Raw genomic sequence first — 17,748 nt, forward strand, 5'->3', positions numbered from 1 at the left:
GGATGACGGGCAGAGCAGATTGCCGTGGCGCGTGAACGCCGCGGGGCAGCGAGGCAAGAATGGCAGATTTCACCTATGACGGCCCTGCCGATGTGCGGGAGCCGGCGGGTCGCCGGGTCGCGAATGTCGCCAACTGGGCCGGTGCGGCGGTATCGCTTGCGCTGGTGGTGGGCGTCGGGATCTGGGGCTACAAGCTCCTCGTCCGCGACGTGACCGGCATTCCGGTGGTGCAGGCCATGGAAGGCCCGATGCGCGTTGCGCCCGAGGATCCGGGCGGCACGCTCGCCGATCACCAGGGGCTTGCGGTCAACGACGTGGCCGGCACCGGCACCGCGACGCCGGTGCCCGACCGGCTCATGCTGGCGCCGGTGCAGGCGGGGCTGACCGACGACGACCTGCCCGCCGAGGAACTGGCCGCACTGCTGGCCCCCGTGCCCGAACCCGTCATTGAGGAAGAACCCGAGATGCTTGCCGAGGGCGAGGCCGAGGACATCGACGAGGTGCTGGGCGACGCCGCGGCCGAAGCTGCCATGCTCGCCGAGCAGGAGGGGCTCGACCCCATCGAGGCGCTCGCCAACCAGATCGCCGCCGACACGGTGCCCTTCACCGAGATGGAGCAGGACGGCGACCCCGAGGTGCTGACCTCGGTCTCCGACCGTGCCGAGGCCGATGAACCCAGCGCCGCCGAACAGCTCGCAGCCCTGCGCGCGGCGCCTCCGGGCGCGCTCGTGCGCTCGCTGCGGCCGCTGCAGCGCCCGACGGCGCTGACCACCGAAAACGCCGCCGCCGCCACGCTTGCCGGAGAAGAAGAGACCAGCGAGGTGACCAACGAGGTCGACCCCTCGACCCTGCCCGCCGGCACACGGCTGGCGCAGCTCGGCGCCTATGACAGTCCCGAGACCGCGCGCTCCGAATGGGAGCGTTTCTCGACCCGCTTCGGCGAGTTCATGGCCGGCAAGGACCGGGTGATCGAACGCGCCACCTCGGGCGGGCGGGTGTTCTACCGCCTGCGCGCCGCGGGCTTCGAGGACCTCTCCGCCGCCCGCCGCTTCTGCGCGGCCTTCGTCGCCGAGAACGCCGACTGCATCCCGGTGACCACGCGGTGAGCCAACATTTCGGAGCGGCGATCCTGGCGCCGCAGGGCCTGCGGCTGACCGCGGGCGAGAAGGACTTTTTTGCCGATGCCAAACCGTTTGGCTTCATTCTCTTCGCGCGCAACCTCGACACGCCGGAGCAGATCCGCGCGCTCAACGCCGAGCTGCGCGACACCGTGGGCCGCGACGCGCCGGTCTTCATCGACCAGGAGGGCGGCCGGGTGCAGCGCCTGCGCGCGCCGCTGGCCACCGACTGGCTGCCGCCGCTCGACGACGTGGCGCTGTTCGGCGAGGCCGCCGTCGAGGCCATGCGCCTGCGCTTCCAGATCACCGCGCTCGAGCTGCGCAGCTACGGCATCGACGGCAACTGCGCGCCCATGCTCGACGTGGCGCGGGCTGAAACCCATGCCTTCCTGCGCAACCGCTGCTATGGCGAGACCCCGGACCGGGTCTCCGAGATCGGTCTCGCGGTGGCGCAGGGGCTGATGCAGGGCGGCGTGCTGCCGGTCATCAAGCACCTGCCCGGCCACGGTCTGGCGCAGCTCGACAGCCATCTCGACCTGCCGCGCGTCTCCGCCCCCCGCGAAGAGCTCGACCGTGTCGATTTCGAGGCCTTCCGCCCGTTCCATGACCTGCCACTGGGGATGACCGCGCATCTCGTCTACGAGGGGCTGAACGAGCAGCCCGCGACCGTGGACCCCGCGATGATCCGCCTGATCCGCCAGGACATCGGCTTCACCGGCTTCCTGATGACCGACGACATCTCGATGGAGGCGCTGTCGGGCACCATCGCCGATCGGGCGCGGGGCTCGATCGCGGCCGGCTGCGACTGCGTGCTGCACTGCAACGGCGAGATGCCCGAGATGGTGGAGCTCATGCACGAGGCGGGCGAGATGAGCGATGCGGCGCAGGCCCGGGCCGAGGCGGCGCTGGCCGCGCGCACCGCCCCTGCCGATGTTGACATCGAGGCCCTCAGGGCCGAACGTGAGGCCCTTCTGGCCGGACGCCCCTGATCATGAGCGACAATACGGACAGCAATGTGGAGGCGCTCAGCGTCGCCGAGCGCCTTGCCGCCGAGGCGCTCATTGTCGACGTGGACGGCTTCGAAGGCCCGCTCGACCTTCTTCTGACGCTCTCGCGCACCCAGAAGGTGGACCTGCGCAAGATCTCGGTGCTCGAACTCGCGCGGCAGTACCTCGCCTTCGTCGAGAAGGCCAAGGAGCTGCGCATCGAGCTTGCCGCCGATTACCTGGTGATGGCCGCCTGGCTCGCGTTCCTGAAATCGCGGCTGCTGCTGCCGCCTGATCCCACCGAGGACGGCCCCTCGGGCGAGGAACTGGCGGCGCACCTCGCCTTCCAGCTTGAACGGCTGCAGGCGATGCGCGACGCGGCGGCGCGTCTGATGGCGCGAGACCGGCTGGGGCGTGACTTCTTCGCCCGCGGGCTGCCTGAGGGCGTCGAGCGCGTGCGCCGGGTGCAGTATTCCGCGACGCTTCTCGACCTGATGCAGGGCTACGCGCGGATCCGCACCCGCGACGAGTTCCGGCCCTTCGTCATGGACCGCGAGAGCGTCTACACCATGGAACAGGCGCTGGACCGCATGCGCGGGCTCATCGGCTTCGCCGGGCAGTGGACCGACATCGCGTCGTGGCTGCCCGACGGCTGGGACGCGGACCCGGTGAAGTGGCGGTCCGCCACGGCGGCGACCTTCGCGGCCTCGCTGGAGCTGGTCAAGGAAGGCCACGCCGAGATCCGCCAATCCGAGAGCTTCGCGCCGATCCAGCTGCGCAAACGGGAGACACGGCATGACCGAGACTGACGAGACCGGCGCCTCCGAAAACGTGACGAACGCGGCCGAAGCCGGCGCTCCGGAGAGCGGGACCAGCACGGCCGAGGCCGGGACGACGGAGGCCGGCGCAGCCGGGACAGGCACGCCGGGGGCCGGCGCAGATGTTCCCGACCCGGAGACCGGGACGGCCGCCGGGACGCCCGAGGCGGCCGCCGAGCGCCCGCCCCGCGACAGCCTCTTCGAGGCGCCGCCCATGGGCGAGCAGGAGCGCATGGTCGAGGCCGTGCTCTTCGCCTCGGCCGAGCCGGTTACGGTGCGCGAGCTCGAGGCACGGATGCCCCATGGCAGCGACCCGGCCGAGGCGCTGATGCTGCTGCGGACCCGATACGAGGGGCGCGGCGTGCGCGTGGTGCGCGTGGGCGATGCCTGGGCGATCCGCACGGCGCCCGACCTCGGATTCCTGATGCAGAAGGAGACGGTCGAGACCCGCAAGCTCTCGCGCGCGGCCATCGAAACCCTCGCGATCATCGCCTACCACCAGCCGGTGACACGCGCCGAGATCGAAGAGATCCGCGGCGTCAGCGTCTCGCGCGGGACGGTGGATCAGCTGCTCGAGATGGAGTGGATCCGCTTCGGGCGCCGCAAGATGACGCCGGGGCGGCCGGTCACCTTCGTGGTGACGCAGGATTTCCTCGACCAGTTCGGGCTGGAAAGCGCCCGCGACCTGCCGGGGCTCAAGGAACTCCGCTCTGCAGGCCTGCTGGACAACCGCCCGCCGCCCGGCGCCGTGGCCCTCGGCGTCAGCGAACCCGAGGAGGATGGCGAGGACGAAGCGCCCGGTCAGAGCGAGCTCTTCGAGGACTGAGTCTGGGACTGAACGCTGTCTGCACGCAGTCGGGCAGGGAGCCCGGACGGGACCCCTGCCACGGTTCAGACCTTAAGGCCTGCGATCAGCGGATGACCTGCACGATGCGGCGGTTCTCCGGGTCGACCACCACGGGCTGACGGTTGACGTTCACGTAGGTGTAGTCGCTGTCCGGCACGGTGTACAATTCGACCTGCTCGGGGATGCCCGCACCCACGGCCACCTCGCCGTCCAGATAGACCGGCTCCACCGGGTTGGTCTGGATGTAGGTCACCGTCTCCTGCTCGACCTGCGCGGCGGCACCGGTTGCGGCGCCGATCAGGGCACCGGCGGCGATGGCGGCGGGGCCACCGATGGCGAGCGAGCCGATCGCAGCGCCCCAGCCGGCCCCTAGGCCCGCGGCAACGCCCTGACCCTCGGTTTTGTCGTAGGTCACGGTGTCGATCTGGACTTCCGCGGGGCGCTGGTACAGCACCACGGGCTCATCCTCGACCGGCGTGGTCAGGTAGGCGGAATAGGCCCAGCCCGAGACGCCCTCGTGGGTCACTTCGCACCATTCGGCCTCTTCGAGACAGCCGGTCACCTCGACCTCGGCATCGCCGGGAATGACGCCCTCGATCTGGTACTCCGGCCCCGGGCCGGAGCGCAGGTTGAGTTCGGTGGTGGCGGTAGCGCTCAGCGCGGCGGCGGCGGGGGATGCGAGGATGCCTGCGATGGCGGTCGAGAGCAGAATGGGTTTCGCGAGTTTCATGGCGTTTTCCTTTTCTATTGCCACTTGGTGCGAAGGCGCTGGCCTTGCTGGGGATGAGAACCTCCGCGACGTCGGTTCGTTCCGCCGTGGGTCGGGAAAGCCGTTCACAATCAGCGGGTCACCGCCGTGAGTTGATGTGCTCTCGGCGGCGCCCGGCCGGTTGCAACAGGCATGGGAACCCCGGGGCCTCGCATGGTGTTTGCGTGACCGCGTCGCCCTGCTTGATGGCGGGCCGGCGCTGCGGGGCGCGGCGGGGGAAGCCGCCAAGCACTTCAAATTCTTAAAGTTAACATTGCAGCAAGCTTCCTCGCCTACCCTGCCTCGACCGTCCCTGACCGACCGGCGTTTCTGCCGGTCCCTGGGAACGGCCAAGGAGGCAGGACCATGCAAGGCAGAGCAAGAGGGATGGCTTCGGGCCAGGGGCGACGGGACAGGGACCAGAGCGTGGCGGCCTTTCCGGGCCTGCGCAGCATGATCTGGGTCCGCTGGGCGAGCCTCAGCCTGGTGGTAATGCTCTGCCTCATGGCGATCGAGGGGCACGTCTACGCCATCCCGCATTTCTACGCGCCCTACGGCGAGAGCGTCTTCTCGGTGCCGACGGTGATTGCTGCGCTGCTGAGCCTCTGCGCGGTGCTGCTCCAGCACCCGCTGCGCGCGGTCACCCGGGCCGAGGCGACGCTCTGGTCCCTCGTCGTCGTCACCGCGTTCGTGGCGCGCGCCCTGCACGAGCAGGGGATCCGCATCGGTTCGGGCGAGATGGGCATGAATACCGGCGTCTCCTTCATCCTGCTCGCCGTCGGTCAGATGACCTTCGGCCGCCTGCGTCACGCGCCCTTCGTGCTGTCGCTCCTGTCGATGATGCTGCCGTTCACCGCGCTCATGGGTTATCTCTTCGCGCAGCCGGCGCTGTTCGGCGCCATGTCCCTGCCGACCTGCCTGATGTTCCTTGCGCTTGGCACCGCCTGCTCCGCGCGCTTCGCGAGGCGCCCGATGATGCGGGCGTTGATCAGCGGCTCGCAGGTCGGGCAGGCCTCGCGCCTGACACTCGCCGCATGGTGCGGCTGGCTCGCGGGAGAGGCGCTGGTGCTGAAACTGGTCCCGCCCGCCTTCTACACGCTCAGCATGTTCGTGCTGCTGGTGATCTCGTCGATCTTCGTCTTCATCATGGTGCTCTATCTCGCGATGAAGGCCGAACAGCACCGGGTGCGCCGCAAGACCCGCAACCGCTTCCTCGTCGAGGCGCTGCACCGCGACGGGCTCACGCGGCTCTACGGTCGGGAAATGGGAACGCTCTACATGCAGTGCTATGGCCCCACGGCCTCGGTCGCGATGATCATGATCGGCGTCGACCATTGGGAGGAGCTGGTGGCCCGTAAAGGGACCGAGACCGCCGAGCGCCTGCTGCGCCGTATCAGCGGCGCGCTCTACCTGGACTCGGGCTCCGAGGAGTTGCTGATCCGCTGGGACGATGGCCGCTTCCTGCTGCTCTCCTACGCGCTCACGCCTGAGACGCTCAAGGACCGGGCCGAGCGGCTGCGGCAGAAGGCCGGCGCAACGGGGGATCTGGGGGGCGACCTCTCCGAGGTCTCGATCTCCGCCGGTGCCGCCTGCGCACGGCGCGGAGACGTCACGCTGGAGCCGGCTGCGCTTCGGGCTCGCGCCGCTCTGCTGGAGGCCGAGCGCGCCGGATGCAACCGCGTGGTGCTGTCGCTGGTGGCGTGAGGTTGGGGTCCGGACAGCGGACGGGCGCGGTCTGGTGATCCACGTGATTGACGTGGCGACGCACCTCAACGGCACAGTGGTGCATGAGGTTAGAGTGGCGGTGCGCCAGTTGGGCGTCGCTATGCAGGACACCGGCGATGTCCTGCGTCGCGACGCGTCATTTGCATCTTAGGGCCGTGTGGCCGGGACGCGATCCATGAGCGGGCGCCCGCTCAGCCGTTGGCGATCAGAGCAACCGGTGGGCCGCAGTCCCGGAGCGTTTCCGGTCTGAGCCATTTCTGTCAGGAGGCCGAATCCAACGTTACTCGAATCGGAGTCCGGACGCACCAAGCCCGGCTCCACCGCCCGCCTCAGGTCCGGAAGTGCTTCGAAAGCTTTAGCCCCTGGCCCTGGTAGTTCGACGCGATGCCCGCACCGTAAAGCTGCTGCGGCAGCTCGTCCATGCGCTCGTAGACCAAGCGGCCGACCACCTGCCCGTGCTCCAGCACAAAGGGCGCCTCGTGGCAGCGCACCTCGAGCACCCCGCGCGAGCCGGTGCCCCCGGCGCCTGCGTGGCCGAAGCCCGGATCGAAGAAGCCCGCGTAGTGCACCCGGAATTCGCCCACCATCGCAATGTAGGGCGCCATCTCGGCGGCATAGGCGGGCGGGATATGCACCGCCTCGCGGCTCACGAGGATGTAAAAGGCGTCGGGGTCGAGGATCAGCTGCCCGCGGTCGCTGTGGAGCGGATCCCAGAAATCCTTGGCGTCGTAGTGCCCGATCAGGTCGAGATCAATCACCCCGGTGTGCGGCTTGGCGCGCCAGCCCACGAGCCGCCCATGCCCGGGCCGAAGGTCGACCGAGAAGCCGAGCCCCTGGCCAATCACCGCGGGACCGCCGGTCACAAGCGTTTCGGTGGCGTGCAACGCTGCGAGCGCCTCGTCGCTCAGCACCGACTGGCCGCGACGGAAGCGGATCTGGTTCAGCCGCATGCCGGTGCGCGCCAGCACGGAGAAGCTGCGCGGGCAGATCTCGGCATAGAGCGGCCCGGCGTAACCCTGTGCCACGCGGTCGAACTCGGTGCCGCCATCTGTGATGGTCCGGGTCAGGAGGTCGAGCCGGCCGGTCGAGCTTTTGGCATTGGCCGCGGCGCTCAGGTCGGCAGGCAGGGCAAGGCGCTCGAGCAGGGGCACCACGTAGACGCAGCCTTTCTCGAGGACGGCGCCCTGGGTGAGATCGACGCGATGCATCTCGAACTCCTCGAGCCGTTCGGCGACGCTCCGCCCGCCGCCCGCGAGGAACGAGGCCCGCACCCGGATGGCCTCGGTGCCGAGTCGCAGATCGAGGCTGGCGGGCTGCACCTGTCCATCGGCCAGCGGCGCGCCGGGCGCGATGGCACCCTGCTCGATAAGTGCTTCGATTTGCTGGCTTGCGAGGACCCCTGTCATCCCTGTCTCCCTTGCATCAGACGTCCTTAGCAAGCGCGACGGCGGAAGGGGAGCCAAAAAACGAACCCGACGAGACCGCCCTGTCGGGCGATCGGTGTCCATTCCGACACGATGGCTTTTGGAGGTAGCGAGAGTAAATGGTCGGGCTAGCAGGACTCGAACCTGCGACCTTCCGTCCCCCAGACGGACGCGCTACCAGGCTGCGCTATAGCCCGACTTGTGAGGGGCTTCATACCGGTTTTCCCGGTGGGGGCAAGCCCAATCTGCACGAAAAATCGGGGCGGGCCGCAGTCAGCGGCGCGCACCCCTTCCGTTGTTGCCGAGCCGGTCGTGCAGAGTAGTCAGATAGGGCACGAGCGCCCCCGCGAGGCCGCGGTCGAGCACGTCGATCCGGGCAATATAGGAGAGCGGGCCGGGCTCCGGCGCGGGCATGTCCTCGGGTGCGGGGATCTCGGGGATCGCGCGCGCTGGGGCCGGGGCGTGTTCGTCCATGGCGAGATCTGCCTCGTCGGGCGATTCGAGATCGTCCGGAGAGTCGGGCACGGCCTCGGGTATGTCTTCGGTCCCGGCGGCGAAGGTTTCGGGCACTGCGACGTCGGTCTCGCCCGGCACAGGGACGGAGAAGACCGACACGGCGGCCTCGTCGGTGAGGGGCTGGTCCGGAGCTGAGGTGGAGAGGTCCGAGCCGGGGGTTGGCGCTGTGACTGAGTCGTCGGGGAACTCGTCGTCGGCGAGAGCGGTTTCGGCGACGCGTTTGTCTTCGACGGTCCGGTCTTCCTCAGCGTGATCAATCGGTTCGATGGCGTCGAGCGGTTCAGAGGCGGGCGCTGCGGCGATCTCCTCAGACTCGGGCAGGGCGTCCGACCCGGACAGCGTGTCCGCCTCGGCGAGCGTGGCCGGCTCGGGCACATTTTCAACTGGCGCCGCGTCGCGGGCGCGCTCTTCGAGCGACTGGTTGAGGAAGCCGGGCAGGGGATGGTCCATCTCGATGAGCGGCGTGTCGTCGTCGTCATGGTCCTCGACGATCACACGGCCGAAGAGGTCGATCTGGCGGTCAGGTGCGACAGCAATTTCGGGTGCGTCGGCCTCGGCGGAGGCCGCGGTTGCGGCCGCAGGGGCCGGATCTTCAGGCGCCGAGAGGTGTTGGAGGGCGGGCATTTCCGCCATGGCTCCGAATGTGTCTTGCAGCTCCGGGGCCTCCGAGGTTGCTTCAGCCTCGACAGCCTCGACAGCCTCGACAGCCTCGACAGCCTCGACAGCCTCGACAGCCTCGACAGCCTCGACAGCCTCGACAGCCTCGACAGCCTCGACCTCAGTCGCCTCGGGCACAGGAGCCTCAGGAGGCGCGGCGGGCGGGATGGGGGCGAAGGGCAGGACGGTGCCGGTCTCGGGCTCGGCTTCGATGTAGGGCGCGTCCTCGATGATTTCCTCGGCCCCCGGCGCGTCGGTGGGCAGCGGGGTCAGCGAGGCCACGTGGCGCACGCCCTGCTCGCGCAGGATCTTCTGCACGCCCTTGATGGTCATGCCGTCCTCGTGCAGCAGCTTCTTGATCCCGGCCAGCAAGCCGATATCGCCGGGCCGGTAGTACCGGCGCCCGCCGGCGCGCTTGACCGGCTTGACCTGCGTGAACTTGCTTTCCCAGAACCTCAGGACGTGGGCAGGGGTGTCCAGCAGCTCCGCAACCTCGCTGATGGTGCGGAAGGCATCGCGGGACTTGTTCATGGGACCTTATCCCTTGTTGCCGGCGGCGACGCGCTCTTTCATCTGGTGCGACGGGCGGAAGGTCAGCACGCGGCGCGGCTGGATCGGGACCTCTTCGCCGGTCTTCGGGTTGCGGCCGACGCGGGCCGCCTTGTCGCGGACCGAGAAGGTCCCGAAGGACGAGATCTTGACCTGCTCGCCCTCGACCAGAGCGTCGGACATGTGCTGCAGCACCGTCTCGACCAGCTCGGCGCTTTCATTGCGCGACAGCCCCACCTCGCGGAAGACAGCTTCGCTAAGATCCATACGTGTCAGAGTCTTTTCGCTCATACCCGTCCCTCCCGGTTTGAGGGCCAGCATGGGCCCCGGGATTTTACGAGTCAATATCAGGCACTTGCAGAGAGTGCCACAAAGCGCGGATTCGCCGGGAAAAAGCGGCTCACCAGCGCAGGACGACCGCGCCCCATGCCAGGCCACCGCCGATCGCCTCGGTCACAACCAGCTCGCCACGGCGGATCTTGCCCTCGGCCTTGCCGACGGAGAGCGCCATGGGAATCGAGGCGGCAGAGGTGTTGCCGTGGTCCTGGACGGTCACGATGACCTTTTCCATGGGCAGGCCAAGCTTCTTCGCGGTGCCCTGGATGATGCGGATGTTGGCCTGGTGCGGGACGATCCAGTCGATGTCCGCCCCGGTGAGCCCGGCCTTCTCCATCGCGGCCTCGGCGGTGGCGGCAAGCTTGCCGACCGCGTGGCGGAAGACCTCCTTGCCCTCCATCCGCAGGTGCCCGATGGAGTTGGTGCTGACGCCGCCGTCGACGTAGAGCAGGTCGCGATAGCGGCCGTCGGAATGGAGGTCGACCGAGAGCACGCCACGGTCGTCCGAGGTGCCCTCGCCGGTGCCGGCCTCGAGGATCAGCGCGCCGGCGCCGTCTCCGAAGAGCACGCAGGTCGAGCGGTCGTTCCAGTCGAGGATGCGCGAGAAGGTCTCGGCCCCGATCACCATGACCCGGCGCGCGGCGCCCGACACGATGAGCGCGTTGGCATTGGTCAGCGCGTAGACGAAGCCGGCGCAGACCGCCTGTACGTCGAAGGCGAAGCCCTGGTCCATGCCAAGCCGGGCCTGCACCATGGTCGCGGCCGACGGGAAGGTCAGGTCGGGGGTGGAGGTGGCGACGATCAGCGCGTCGAGATCCGACGCGGCAAGCCCTGCGTCCTCGAGCGCGGCAAGCGCCGCGCGGGTCGCGAGCTCGGAGGTCGTCTGTCCTTCGGCGGCGAAGTGACGCCGTTCGATGCCGGAGCGGGTCCTGATCCACTCGTCAGAGGTGTCGAGGGTTTTCTCGAACTCGGAGTTGGGGACGACGCGCTCGGGCAGATAGTGCCCGACCCCGGCCACCTGCGCCCGTATGGTCATGGATTCGTTCCGTCTTTCTTCTGCTCGGTGCCCGGCTGCGGGGCACTTTCTTCCGCGGCGGTGGCCGCCGAGGCGATGCGGGCGGCGAGTCGGTCGCCAAAGCCCGATTGCGCAAGATCGTAGGCCAGTTCGACGGCGGCTGCCACACCTGTCGCATCCGCGGCGCCGTGGCTCTTCACCACCGTGCCATTGAGGCCGAGGAACACGCCGCCGTTCTTGCGGCGCGGGTCGATCCGTGCCTGAAGCCGCTTGAGCGAGGTCAGGGCCAGAAGGGCGGCGACGCGCGACAGCGGCGAATAGGCGAAGGCCTCGCGCAGGAACTGGCCGATGAGCGAGGCGGTGCCCTCGCCGGTCTTCAGCGCGATGTTGCCGGTGAATCCGTCGGTGACGATCACGTCGCAGCGGTCGCCGGGGATGTCGCCGCCTTCGGCGAATCCGATGAATTCGAAATTGTTGCTCTCGGCCGAGGCGGCGATGAGCTCATGCGCCTGCTTCAGCTCGGCGCGGCCCTTGTGTTCCTCGGTCCCGACGTTGAGCAGTCCGACGCGCGGACGCTCGAGCGAGAGGCCGTTGCGGGCGTAGGACGCCCCCATCAGTGCGTATTTCAGCAGGTCCTGGGCATCGGCGCGGATGTCGGCGCCGACGTCGAGCATGACGTTGAACCCCTGCGGGTTCTTCGACGGCCAGAGCACGGCGATGGCGGGGCGGTTGACCCCGGGCAGCTTGCGCAGCCGCACCATCGACAGCAGCATCAGCGCGCCGGTGTTGCCGCAGGAGACCGCAACCGTGGCCTCGCCGTTGCGCACCGAATCGAGCGCGGACCACATCGAGGTGTCCTGCCCGTTGCGCATCACGTGGCTCGGCTTGTCCTGCATCGACACGACACCGCGAGCGTCGCGGATCTCGCAACGCTTGGTGAGCTTGCGCTTCTCGATCAGCGGACCCAGCTCGTCGGCGGGTCCGTGGACGATGAAGCGGGCTTCGCGGTTCCGTCGTGCAAAGGCAGCGAGGCCGGCAACGATGGTTGCCGGCCCGCGGTCGCCGCCCATGGCGTCGATGGATAGCACGAGCGGCCCGCCAGCCTTTGAATTGTCCCGAGAGGAGTTCATGCGGCGCGGGCCTTGAGCGGTTTACGCTGCGTCTTCGTCCAGTTCGATCTCGTCGGCCATGGCGACGATCTCTTTATCTGCGTAGTGGCCGCACGAGGGGCACACGTGGTGCGGGCGCTTGAGCTCGCCGCAGTTGGTGCACTCGTTCGGGTTGCCGGCAACGAGAGCGTCATGCGCCCGGCGGTTGTTGCGGCGCGATTTGGATACTTTGTTCTGTTGGACGGCCATGTCTCAACCTCGATCTTTCGCGTGAAGGGCAATTCGTTGCCCGGTTCCGTTCGGGCGTGCCCGGCCTCTTAGTCGCAAGCAAGAGGACATGGCAACCCGGAATTCCGATGAAGGCGCGAAAATAGGACTTTATTGCAAAACCGCAAGCGTTATTTCGCCGTCTCGCGCCGGGCTGTCAGGGCTTATCCGTCACGTCCCTGTCATCGTCCGCTTCCCCGTCGTCATCGCCGCCGTCCTGGTCCAGCTTCTCCTTCAGTCCGGCCAACGCCGCAAAGGGATTCGGGCGTTCTTCGGCATCGGCCGCGGCCTCCGCTTCGACCTCGGCGGCCAGCGCGCCCGAGGCTTCCGCGGCGCCTTCGGCGTGGGGATAGAGCGGCAGCGCCAGAGACAGCGCCTCGGAGATCACCTCGCGAAGGTCGATGACGTCGGGCACCGGGTCGGCATCGTCGTCGGGGACCTCGATCTCCGAGCCCTCACCGGCGACGGAGAGGTCCTCGTCGGGGCGCCAGAGACGCTCGATCTCCTCGTCGATGCGGGTGGTGACGGGGGCGAGAGTGACCACGCAGGGCTGCGTCACCGTGGCGCCCAGTGTCGCCACCAGTCGCCACGAGCCGCGCCCCTCGGGGCGAATCTCGCCGGCGAGGCGCAGCTTGCGCAGCCCCAGCAGCCCCAGTTCCGAGGCCAGCGCGGCGCGCGCCTCGTCATCGGGGCGGATATCGAAGGTGGTCGGCGTGTTGTTGCGAAGCGCAGCAACGCGCAGTCTTTCCGGTGCGGAACCCGATCTGCTCATCGGCGGGCCCTTCCTCTGCTTGAACGGCTTGGCTTGGTTATGTAATCGGGGATAGAAACCCGCAAGGGACAAGACAAGAGGCAGGAACGCAGCCAATGGCGATATCCGGAAGACATGCGTTGGTGGCAGCGGCCCTCGCACTTGGGCTGAGCGCCTGCTCGGCGCAGTACGACCTGCACGGCTACGCGCCTTCGGAAGAGGATCTCCAGCAGATCGTCCCCGGCATCGACACCCGCTCCACCGTCGAGGACGTGATCGGGGTTCCCAGCGCCTCTGGCGTGCTGAACGAGAGCGGCTTCTACTACATCGAGACCCAGATGCGCAGCTTCGCGTGGCGGGCCCCCGAGGTGGTGGACCGCGAGATTCTCGCAATCACCTTCGACAACGCGGGTGTGGTCGACAATATCACCCGCTATGGGCTTGAGGATGGCAACGTGGTGCCGCTGACCCGGCGCATCACCCGCACCTCCGACGGTGAGCTCAGCTTCATCCGCAGGCTGTTCGGCAACATCGGCGGCATCAGCCTCAGCCAGTTCACGGACCAGTAGGGCGCCGCGATGATCCCCCGTCAGAGCATCGGTGCCGCGGGGGAGAAGGACGGCACGCTGTTGCGGCGCGGGCGCTACCGCGTCCGCCTTGCCGCAGGCGGTGACGATCTCGCGGCGGCGCAGGCGTTGCGCGGGCTGGCCTTCTTAGGCGAGGACGGGCCGGCGGATGTCGACGCGCTCGACCGGCGCTGCCGCCACGTGCTGATCGAAGACGATTCGCAGCGGCGGCTGGTGGCCTGCTTCCGTTACCTCTGGCTCGATGACGGCCGCGGCATCGGTGAGAGCTATTCCGCCCAGTATTACGACCTGTCCCGGCTCGAGACATTTGCCGAGCCGATGCTCGAGCTCGGGCGCTTCTGCATCCGGCCCGGGCTCACCGATCCGGACGTGCTGCGCCTCGCCTGGGGCGCGATCGCGGGGCTGGTGGACGGGGGCGGCGCGGGGCTGATGTTCGGCTGCGCCAGCTTCAAGGGCACCGATCCTGCGCCATATGCCGCCGCCTTCGCACATCTGCGCGCCCGCCACATGGCGCCCGAGCGCTGGCGGGTCGGCGAGAAGGCGCCCGAACGGGTGCGATTCCCCTCCGAAGGCGCCGACGCGCGGGCCGCCATGAAGCTGATCCCGCCGCTTCTGCGCACCTATCTGGGCATGGGGGGATGGGTCAGCGACCACGCGGTGATCGACCGCGCCATGAACACGCTGCACGTCTTCACCGGCGTCGAGGTGGCGTCGGTGCCGCCGGCGCGGGTGCGGGTGCTGCGGTCCATCGCCGACTGAGGGGCCTCAGGCGCTGGCCCGGCTGCGGCTGGTGCGGATCGCCTCGAGCCTGCGGCGGAAGCGCGGCGCGTCGAGCCGCGCGGTGACATTCTCGCACAGCGCCTGCGCCAGCCGCAGCCGGCCCGTGGTCTCGAGCCGGGCGAGCAGCTTGCGCAGGTAGGGCGCGTGATCGCGGCGCCGACGCATCATCCGGGCAAAGCTCAGTCCGTCGAGCTGGTCCGAGGCGGCGGCGCTCAGAATCGGCGCGATCAGGTCGAGGTCGAGCAGGTCACCCTGCAACGCGTCGCCCATGAAGGGCAGGCGGAAGCGACTCACGTTGCGGCGCACGAAGAGCGCCGAATGCATCGCATCGAGCCGTTCGCGCGGATCGTAGAGCACCCAGCCGCGGTGCGCGGCGTCCAGCATGTCGGGCGCGTAGCCATAGCGCGAGGTGAAATCGAGCCGCCGCACCTCTGGGAAGCGCCCGTCCCATTCGGTCACTCGCGGGTCCAGCGTCGCCTGTGGCTGCAGCATCACCACCCGCGCGCCCGGCGCCGCGACGGAATAGGCGGCGGCAGCATAGCCGCAGGGACCAGCGCCGTAGAACACCACGGTCTCGAAATCGTCGAAGAAACCGTCGTCCTGAAGCTGGTCGAAGAAGCCGTAGATCAGCTCGTCGCGGAACCACGTGTCGCGCGACGAGACCAGCACCAGCGAGGACCAGCCTTTGGCCGTCGCCATGTTCCAGCCGAGCGGGGTCGCGTTGTCGGAAAGCGCCTCGATGCCCGGCAGGGTCTCGAAGCTCACCAGAAGCGTGTCGCCGCGCTCCACGAACACCGCGTGATGACGTTTGCCGAGCGGTTCCGCAAAGCCCTCGGACTCGCCGATCTTTGAGATCGCGGCAATCCACTGACCCCGGCGAACCCCGGTGAGATCGACCGATGAAAGATCAAGCTGCCCCTGCATGTGTTGCCCGCCGTTCTGCCGTTCCTGACATTTCTGCCGTCTTGCGTTTGCCATTCTCGCGCCGTCGCGTTCTGCGGATGCTCTGTGGTTGATCGAAACAATGCCCGGTGCATGGGGCGGAATTGTGCAGAAAGGGGGGAATGATTGGGTGCCGATGTGGCGCAATTTGGGCGCACTTGGTTAACGCCCGGCTACCCGGTCACGATGCGTCGCCCCGCGCGCGCCCGCACAGCATCCGCTCGGCCTGTGGCGACGGCGGTTGCGCCGGCGGCTGACGTGGCCCAACTGCTCGACCCGGTCGAGCGGCGCATCAGTGCCGTCGTCGCAGTCATTCGACAGCGCCACGACATGGGGGATGCCGCAGGCGAGGTCATGGGCGAGTCAGTGGGGTCTACGGTCGTCGACAGGCCGAGACAGATCCTCCGATAGCACACGGTGCGAGCCCTGGCTCGTCCTTCAGCTCACGCTCTCTGGGCGGCAGGGAGGGCAGCATCAGGAGATGTTGTCCAAGGAGAATAGACTCTTCCATCTTGTTGATTCCCTTAATTTTTCTGTCATGTTTCGCCGCGACATCGGCACGCAGCGCCCCGAGCTGTCCCGCCTTCATTTCCGCGAGGTTCTGCCTCAGCGCAGGCACGTAGCGCCGGATCGTGAGGTCTTTCCAGGCAGGGTCATAGCGCGCGCGGCGGTGGTGGGCGTCGAAGACGCGGCCCGCGCGGTTCACGTCGGCCCGGTCACTTTTGACGAGATAGCTCACGAGCAAGCGCAACGCGTTGTGGTTCAGCGTGGCGTGACGCCAGGCACCGGCAGCGGGACGCCTGTGGATCTGGCGCGTGCGCGCGGCAGTGCCCTGCGCGCCAGCCCTTCGCGGAAGAACTGCCGCTGAGCGCCGTAGGGGTGTCGAGAAAAATCATTTCGCACCAGCGTCTTGCCCTCGATCCCTGGCCCGGCGCACCAGAGGTCCGGGTTGTGCGAGTGGATGAACTGCCCGATGACGGGGCGGTCCTCGAAGCTCTGCACGCCGTCATTGGCGAAGACCTGGTCGCTCAGCAAAATGGCCTGAGGGGCGCCGCAGGCGTCGACCAGCGCCGCGAGCGCGCCATCGCCCGCGTGGATGTTGAGGAACTCGTCCACGTCCGCCTCCCAGATCCAGTTGGCGCGGGTCACAAGCTCTTGTTTCTGTGCATCTCTCAGCGCCTCCATCTGGTCGTTGCGGCCCGACGCGGGGTTGGGAAGTTGCGCCACGCCTCAAGGGCGCAAGCACGTCCGGCAGCACATCGGTGCGGCCGCTGCAATCGTTGGAGCAGATCAGGACGCCGGTGACGCCGAGGAAGCGGTTGTAGGCCATCCATTCCAGCAGGAACGCGCCCTCGTTTCTGACGCATGTCTCCGCTGTTACGCGCATCGCGGCACCTCTGCGGTCCCGTTGCTGTTCTGGTGACCCATGGGCCTGCCCGGTCTGCCGCCGCTTGCGGAGGGTGGTCCTCCGTGGCCTTGCCTTGCGCCAAAACCATCGCATCTCGGTTTAGAGCCGTCGATCTGCGGGGGACCCCCCGTAGGATGGGGAGCGTTGCAGGAAGGATGCGCCAAGGTATTGCGACCAAGTGGGTATTGACCGGAGCTGCGGAGCCGGGCAAGCCCTAGGGCAGGAGGAGGCCGTCACATGCAGAACCCCCAGACCATCGATGCGGTGCAGTCCATGTTGTCCGATACGGGCTATGTCTGCGGGCGGGCGCTGGCCACCGTGGTCTTCCTGTCGTTGCGCCTTGGCCGGCCGCTGTTCCTCGAGGGCGAGGCCGGCGTCGGCAAGACAGAGATCGCCAAGGCGCTGGCGGCGTCGCTTGGCAGACGGCTGATCCGGCTGCAATGCTACGAGGGGCTCGACGCGGCCTCCGCGGTCTACGAGTGGAACTTTCCGGCCCAGATGATCGCCATACGCACCGCCGAGGCACAGGGCGGGGCCGACCGCACGGCGCTGCAAAAAGAGCTCTTCGGGCCTGACTACCTGGTCGAGCGCCCGCTGCTTCAGGCGATGCGGCCGGACGAGAACGGCGCGCCCGTGCTGCTGATCGACGAGCTCGACCGCACCGACGAGCCGTTCGAGGCATTCCTGCTGGAGGCGCTGTCGGATTTCCAGGTCACCATCCCCGAGCTCGGCACCATCAAGGCGCCCGAGCCGCCGATCGTGGTGCTGACCTCGAACCGCACGCGCGAGGTGCATGACGCGCTGAAGCGGCGCTGTCTCTATCACTGGGTCGACTACCCGGATTTCCAGCGCGAGGTCGAGATCCTGCACAGCCGCGAGCCCGGCATTGCGGACCGGCTGAGCCGCGAGATCGTGGCCTTCGTGCAGGCGCTGCGCACCGAGGACATCTTCAAGAAGCCCGGTGTCGCCGAGACCATCGACTGGGCCAAGTGCCTGCTGGCGCTCGACGTGGTGGACCTGTCGCCCGAGCTGATCTCGGACACCCTGGGCGCCATCCTGAAATACCAGGACGACATCGCCAAGATTCAGAATTCGGAGGCCGCCCGGCTGCTCAGGGAGGCGCGCGAGACCTTGGACGCGGGCTGAGAAAACTTGCACTATCGCC

Annotated in this window: 19 protein-coding genes and 1 tRNA gene; 8 read left to right on the forward strand and 12 right to left on the reverse strand. The window is 68.2% G+C overall.

Going from position 1 to position 17,748, the window contains the following annotated elements; translation table 11 throughout:
* Positions 1 to 59: 59 nt before the first annotated feature.
* The 4 genes from BLQ77_RS16975 to scpB all read left to right on the forward strand — a co-directional run bounded on the left by BLQ77_RS16975 (position 60) and on the right by scpB (position 3,748).
* Positions 60 to 1,106 (forward strand): SPOR domain-containing protein, encoded by a 1,047-nt coding sequence (locus BLQ77_RS16975; protein ID WP_008885240.1) that lies wholly within the window; start codon positions 60 to 62, stop codon positions 1,104 to 1,106.
* Positions 1,103 to 2,107 carry a glycoside hydrolase family 3 N-terminal domain-containing protein gene (locus BLQ77_RS16980; protein ID WP_089961382.1) on the forward strand — a complete coding sequence of 335 codons (1,005 nt, stop codon included), beginning with the start codon at positions 1,103 to 1,105 and terminating at the stop codon, positions 2,105 to 2,107. The genes BLQ77_RS16975 and BLQ77_RS16980 overlap by 4 nt, the downstream gene beginning before the upstream one ends.
* A gap of 2 nt (positions 2,108 to 2,109) precedes the next feature.
* On the forward strand, positions 2,110 to 2,913 hold the full coding sequence (locus BLQ77_RS16985) for a segregation and condensation protein A (protein ID WP_040383988.1): 804 nt from the start codon (positions 2,110 to 2,112) through the stop codon (positions 2,911 to 2,913).
* 223 nt (positions 2,914 to 3,136) lie between these two features.
* Complete coding sequence (scpB, locus tag BLQ77_RS16990; RefSeq protein WP_089961650.1) at positions 3,137 to 3,748, forward strand: SMC-Scp complex subunit ScpB; 612 nt, start codon at positions 3,137 to 3,139, stop codon at positions 3,746 to 3,748.
* Positions 3,749 to 3,833: 85 nt separating this feature from the next.
* Here scpB and BLQ77_RS16995 read toward each other — a convergent pair whose 3' ends face one another.
* Positions 3,834 to 4,499 (reverse strand): DUF1236 domain-containing protein, encoded by a 666-nt coding sequence (locus tag BLQ77_RS16995; RefSeq protein ID WP_008885445.1) that lies wholly within the window; start codon positions 4,497 to 4,499, stop codon positions 3,834 to 3,836.
* A gap of 444 nt (positions 4,500 to 4,943) precedes the next feature.
* On the opposite strand from BLQ77_RS16995, the gene BLQ77_RS17000 reads away from it, so the two are divergent.
* The gene (locus BLQ77_RS17000) at positions 4,944 to 6,221 is read left to right on the forward strand and encodes a diguanylate cyclase domain-containing protein (RefSeq protein ID WP_131822030.1); all 1,278 of its coding nucleotides are present in this window, start codon (positions 4,944 to 4,946) and stop codon (positions 6,219 to 6,221) included.
* 350 nt (positions 6,222 to 6,571) lie between these two features.
* Here BLQ77_RS17000 and BLQ77_RS17005 read toward each other — a convergent pair whose 3' ends face one another.
* The 8 genes from BLQ77_RS17005 to BLQ77_RS17040 all read right to left on the reverse strand — a co-directional run bounded on the left by BLQ77_RS17005 (position 6,572) and on the right by BLQ77_RS17040 (position 12,887).
* Positions 6,572 to 7,648, reverse strand: a complete 1,077-nt coding sequence (locus BLQ77_RS17005; protein WP_008884793.1) for a 2'-deoxycytidine 5'-triphosphate deaminase — start codon at positions 7,646 to 7,648, stop codon at positions 6,572 to 6,574.
* 138 nt (positions 7,649 to 7,786) lie between these two features.
* A tRNA-Pro gene (locus tag BLQ77_RS17010) sits at positions 7,787 to 7,863 on the reverse strand.
* 76 nt (positions 7,864 to 7,939) lie between these two features.
* On the reverse strand, positions 7,940 to 9,370 hold the full coding sequence (locus BLQ77_RS29385; protein ID WP_089961388.1) for a MerR family transcriptional regulator: 1,431 nt from the start codon (positions 9,368 to 9,370) through the stop codon (positions 7,940 to 7,942).
* A gap of 6 nt (positions 9,371 to 9,376) precedes the next feature.
* Entirely contained in the window at positions 9,377 to 9,679 is a 303-nt protein-coding gene (gene ihfA / locus BLQ77_RS17020) for an integration host factor subunit alpha (protein ID WP_040383992.1), read from the reverse strand.
* A 109-nt stretch (positions 9,680 to 9,788) separates the two neighbouring features.
* The gene (locus tag BLQ77_RS17025) at positions 9,789 to 10,760 is read right to left on the reverse strand and encodes a beta-ketoacyl-ACP synthase III (RefSeq protein ID WP_089961389.1); all 972 of its coding nucleotides are present in this window, start codon (positions 10,758 to 10,760) and stop codon (positions 9,789 to 9,791) included.
* Entirely contained in the window at positions 10,757 to 11,869 is a 1,113-nt protein-coding gene (gene plsX, locus BLQ77_RS17030; protein ID WP_040383995.1) for a phosphate acyltransferase PlsX, read from the reverse strand. Before plsX ends, BLQ77_RS17025 begins: the two co-directional genes overlap by 4 nt.
* 21 nt (positions 11,870 to 11,890) lie before the next feature.
* Positions 11,891 to 12,097, reverse strand: coding sequence for a 50S ribosomal protein L32 (gene rpmF / locus BLQ77_RS17035; protein ID WP_008884064.1), 207 nt, complete (start codon positions 12,095 to 12,097; stop codon positions 11,891 to 11,893).
* A 175-nt stretch (positions 12,098 to 12,272) separates the two neighbouring features.
* Positions 12,273 to 12,887, reverse strand: coding sequence for a YceD family protein (locus BLQ77_RS17040; protein ID WP_089961392.1), 615 nt, complete (start codon positions 12,885 to 12,887; stop codon positions 12,273 to 12,275).
* 95 nt (positions 12,888 to 12,982) lie between these two features.
* Here BLQ77_RS17040 and BLQ77_RS17045 point away from each other — a divergent pair, with 95 nt between their 5' ends.
* Together BLQ77_RS17045 and BLQ77_RS17050 are read left to right on the forward strand one after the other, a co-directional pair.
* Positions 12,983 to 13,435, forward strand: a complete 453-nt coding sequence (locus tag BLQ77_RS17045; protein ID WP_008884053.1) for an outer membrane protein assembly factor BamE — start codon at positions 12,983 to 12,985, stop codon at positions 13,433 to 13,435.
* 9 nt (positions 13,436 to 13,444) lie between these two features.
* Positions 13,445 to 14,212 carry a GNAT family N-acetyltransferase gene (locus BLQ77_RS17050; protein WP_089961395.1) on the forward strand — a complete coding sequence of 256 codons (768 nt, stop codon included), beginning with the start codon at positions 13,445 to 13,447 and terminating at the stop codon, positions 14,210 to 14,212.
* Between the two features lie 6 nt (positions 14,213 to 14,218).
* Here the strand turns inward: BLQ77_RS17050 and BLQ77_RS17055 are convergent, their stop codons facing one another.
* From BLQ77_RS17055 to BLQ77_RS29395, 3 genes are all read right to left on the reverse strand, one after another.
* Positions 14,219 to 15,157, reverse strand: a complete 939-nt coding sequence (locus BLQ77_RS17055; protein ID WP_089961398.1) for a phosphoadenosine phosphosulfate reductase — start codon at positions 15,155 to 15,157, stop codon at positions 14,219 to 14,221.
* Positions 15,158 to 15,548: 391 nt separating this feature from the next.
* On the reverse strand, positions 15,549 to 15,914 hold the full coding sequence (locus tag BLQ77_RS29390; protein ID WP_242661756.1) for a hypothetical protein: 366 nt from the start codon (positions 15,912 to 15,914) through the stop codon (positions 15,549 to 15,551).
* A gap of 23 nt (positions 15,915 to 15,937) precedes the next feature.
* Positions 15,938 to 16,402 carry a hypothetical protein gene (locus BLQ77_RS29395; RefSeq protein WP_242661757.1) on the reverse strand — a complete coding sequence of 155 codons (465 nt, stop codon included), beginning with the start codon at positions 16,400 to 16,402 and terminating at the stop codon, positions 15,938 to 15,940.
* Between the two features lie 418 nt (positions 16,403 to 16,820).
* Between BLQ77_RS29395 and BLQ77_RS17065 the strand changes: the two genes are divergently transcribed.
* Positions 16,821 to 17,729, forward strand: coding sequence for an AAA family ATPase (locus tag BLQ77_RS17065; RefSeq protein WP_089961401.1), 909 nt, complete (start codon positions 16,821 to 16,823; stop codon positions 17,727 to 17,729).
* Positions 17,730 to 17,748: the final 19 nt, after the last annotated feature.

This window comes from Salipiger thiooxidans (assembly GCF_900102075.1).
Taxonomy (GTDB): domain Bacteria; phylum Pseudomonadota; class Alphaproteobacteria; order Rhodobacterales; family Rhodobacteraceae; genus Salipiger; species Salipiger thiooxidans.

What these genes read in the sequence shown, in the direction of transcription:
- BLQ77_RS16975 (WP_008885240.1), top strand. Translation starts at nt 60, where the DNA reads ATGGCAGATTTCACCTATGACGGCCCTGCCGATGTGCGGGAGCCGGCG.
- BLQ77_RS16985 (WP_040383988.1), top strand. Translation starts at nt 2,110, where the DNA reads ATGAGCGACAATACGGACAGCAATGTGGAGGCGCTCAGCGTCGCCGAG.
- scpB (WP_089961650.1), top strand. Translation starts at nt 3,137, where the DNA reads ATGGGCGAGCAGGAGCGCATGGTCGAGGCCGTGCTCTTCGCCTCGGCC.
- BLQ77_RS16995 (WP_008885445.1), bottom strand. Translation starts at nt 4,499, where the DNA reads ATGAAACTCGCGAAACCCATTCTGCTCTCGACCGCCATCGCAGGCATC.
- BLQ77_RS17005 (WP_008884793.1), bottom strand. Translation starts at nt 7,648, where the DNA reads ATGACAGGGGTCCTCGCAAGCCAGCAAATCGAAGCACTTATCGAGCAG.
- BLQ77_RS29385 (WP_089961388.1), bottom strand. Translation starts at nt 9,370, where the DNA reads ATGAACAAGTCCCGCGATGCCTTCCGCACCATCAGCGAGGTTGCGGAG.
- ihfA (WP_040383992.1), bottom strand. Translation starts at nt 9,679, where the DNA reads ATGAGCGAAAAGACTCTGACACGTATGGATCTTAGCGAAGCTGTCTTC.
- BLQ77_RS17025 (WP_089961389.1), bottom strand. Translation starts at nt 10,760, where the DNA reads ATGACCATACGGGCGCAGGTGGCCGGGGTCGGGCACTATCTGCCCGAG.
- plsX (WP_040383995.1), bottom strand. Translation starts at nt 11,869, where the DNA reads ATGAACTCCTCTCGGGACAATTCAAAGGCTGGCGGGCCGCTCGTGCTA.
- rpmF (WP_008884064.1), bottom strand. Translation starts at nt 12,097, where the DNA reads ATGGCCGTCCAACAGAACAAAGTATCCAAATCGCGCCGCAACAACCGC.
- BLQ77_RS17040 (WP_089961392.1), bottom strand. Translation starts at nt 12,887, where the DNA reads ATGAGCAGATCGGGTTCCGCACCGGAAAGACTGCGCGTTGCTGCGCTT.
- BLQ77_RS17045 (WP_008884053.1), top strand. Translation starts at nt 12,983, where the DNA reads ATGGCGATATCCGGAAGACATGCGTTGGTGGCAGCGGCCCTCGCACTT.
- BLQ77_RS17050 (WP_089961395.1), top strand. Translation starts at nt 13,445, where the DNA reads ATGATCCCCCGTCAGAGCATCGGTGCCGCGGGGGAGAAGGACGGCACG.
- BLQ77_RS17055 (WP_089961398.1), bottom strand. Translation starts at nt 15,157, where the DNA reads ATGCAGGGGCAGCTTGATCTTTCATCGGTCGATCTCACCGGGGTTCGC.
- BLQ77_RS17065 (WP_089961401.1), top strand. Translation starts at nt 16,821, where the DNA reads ATGCAGAACCCCCAGACCATCGATGCGGTGCAGTCCATGTTGTCCGAT.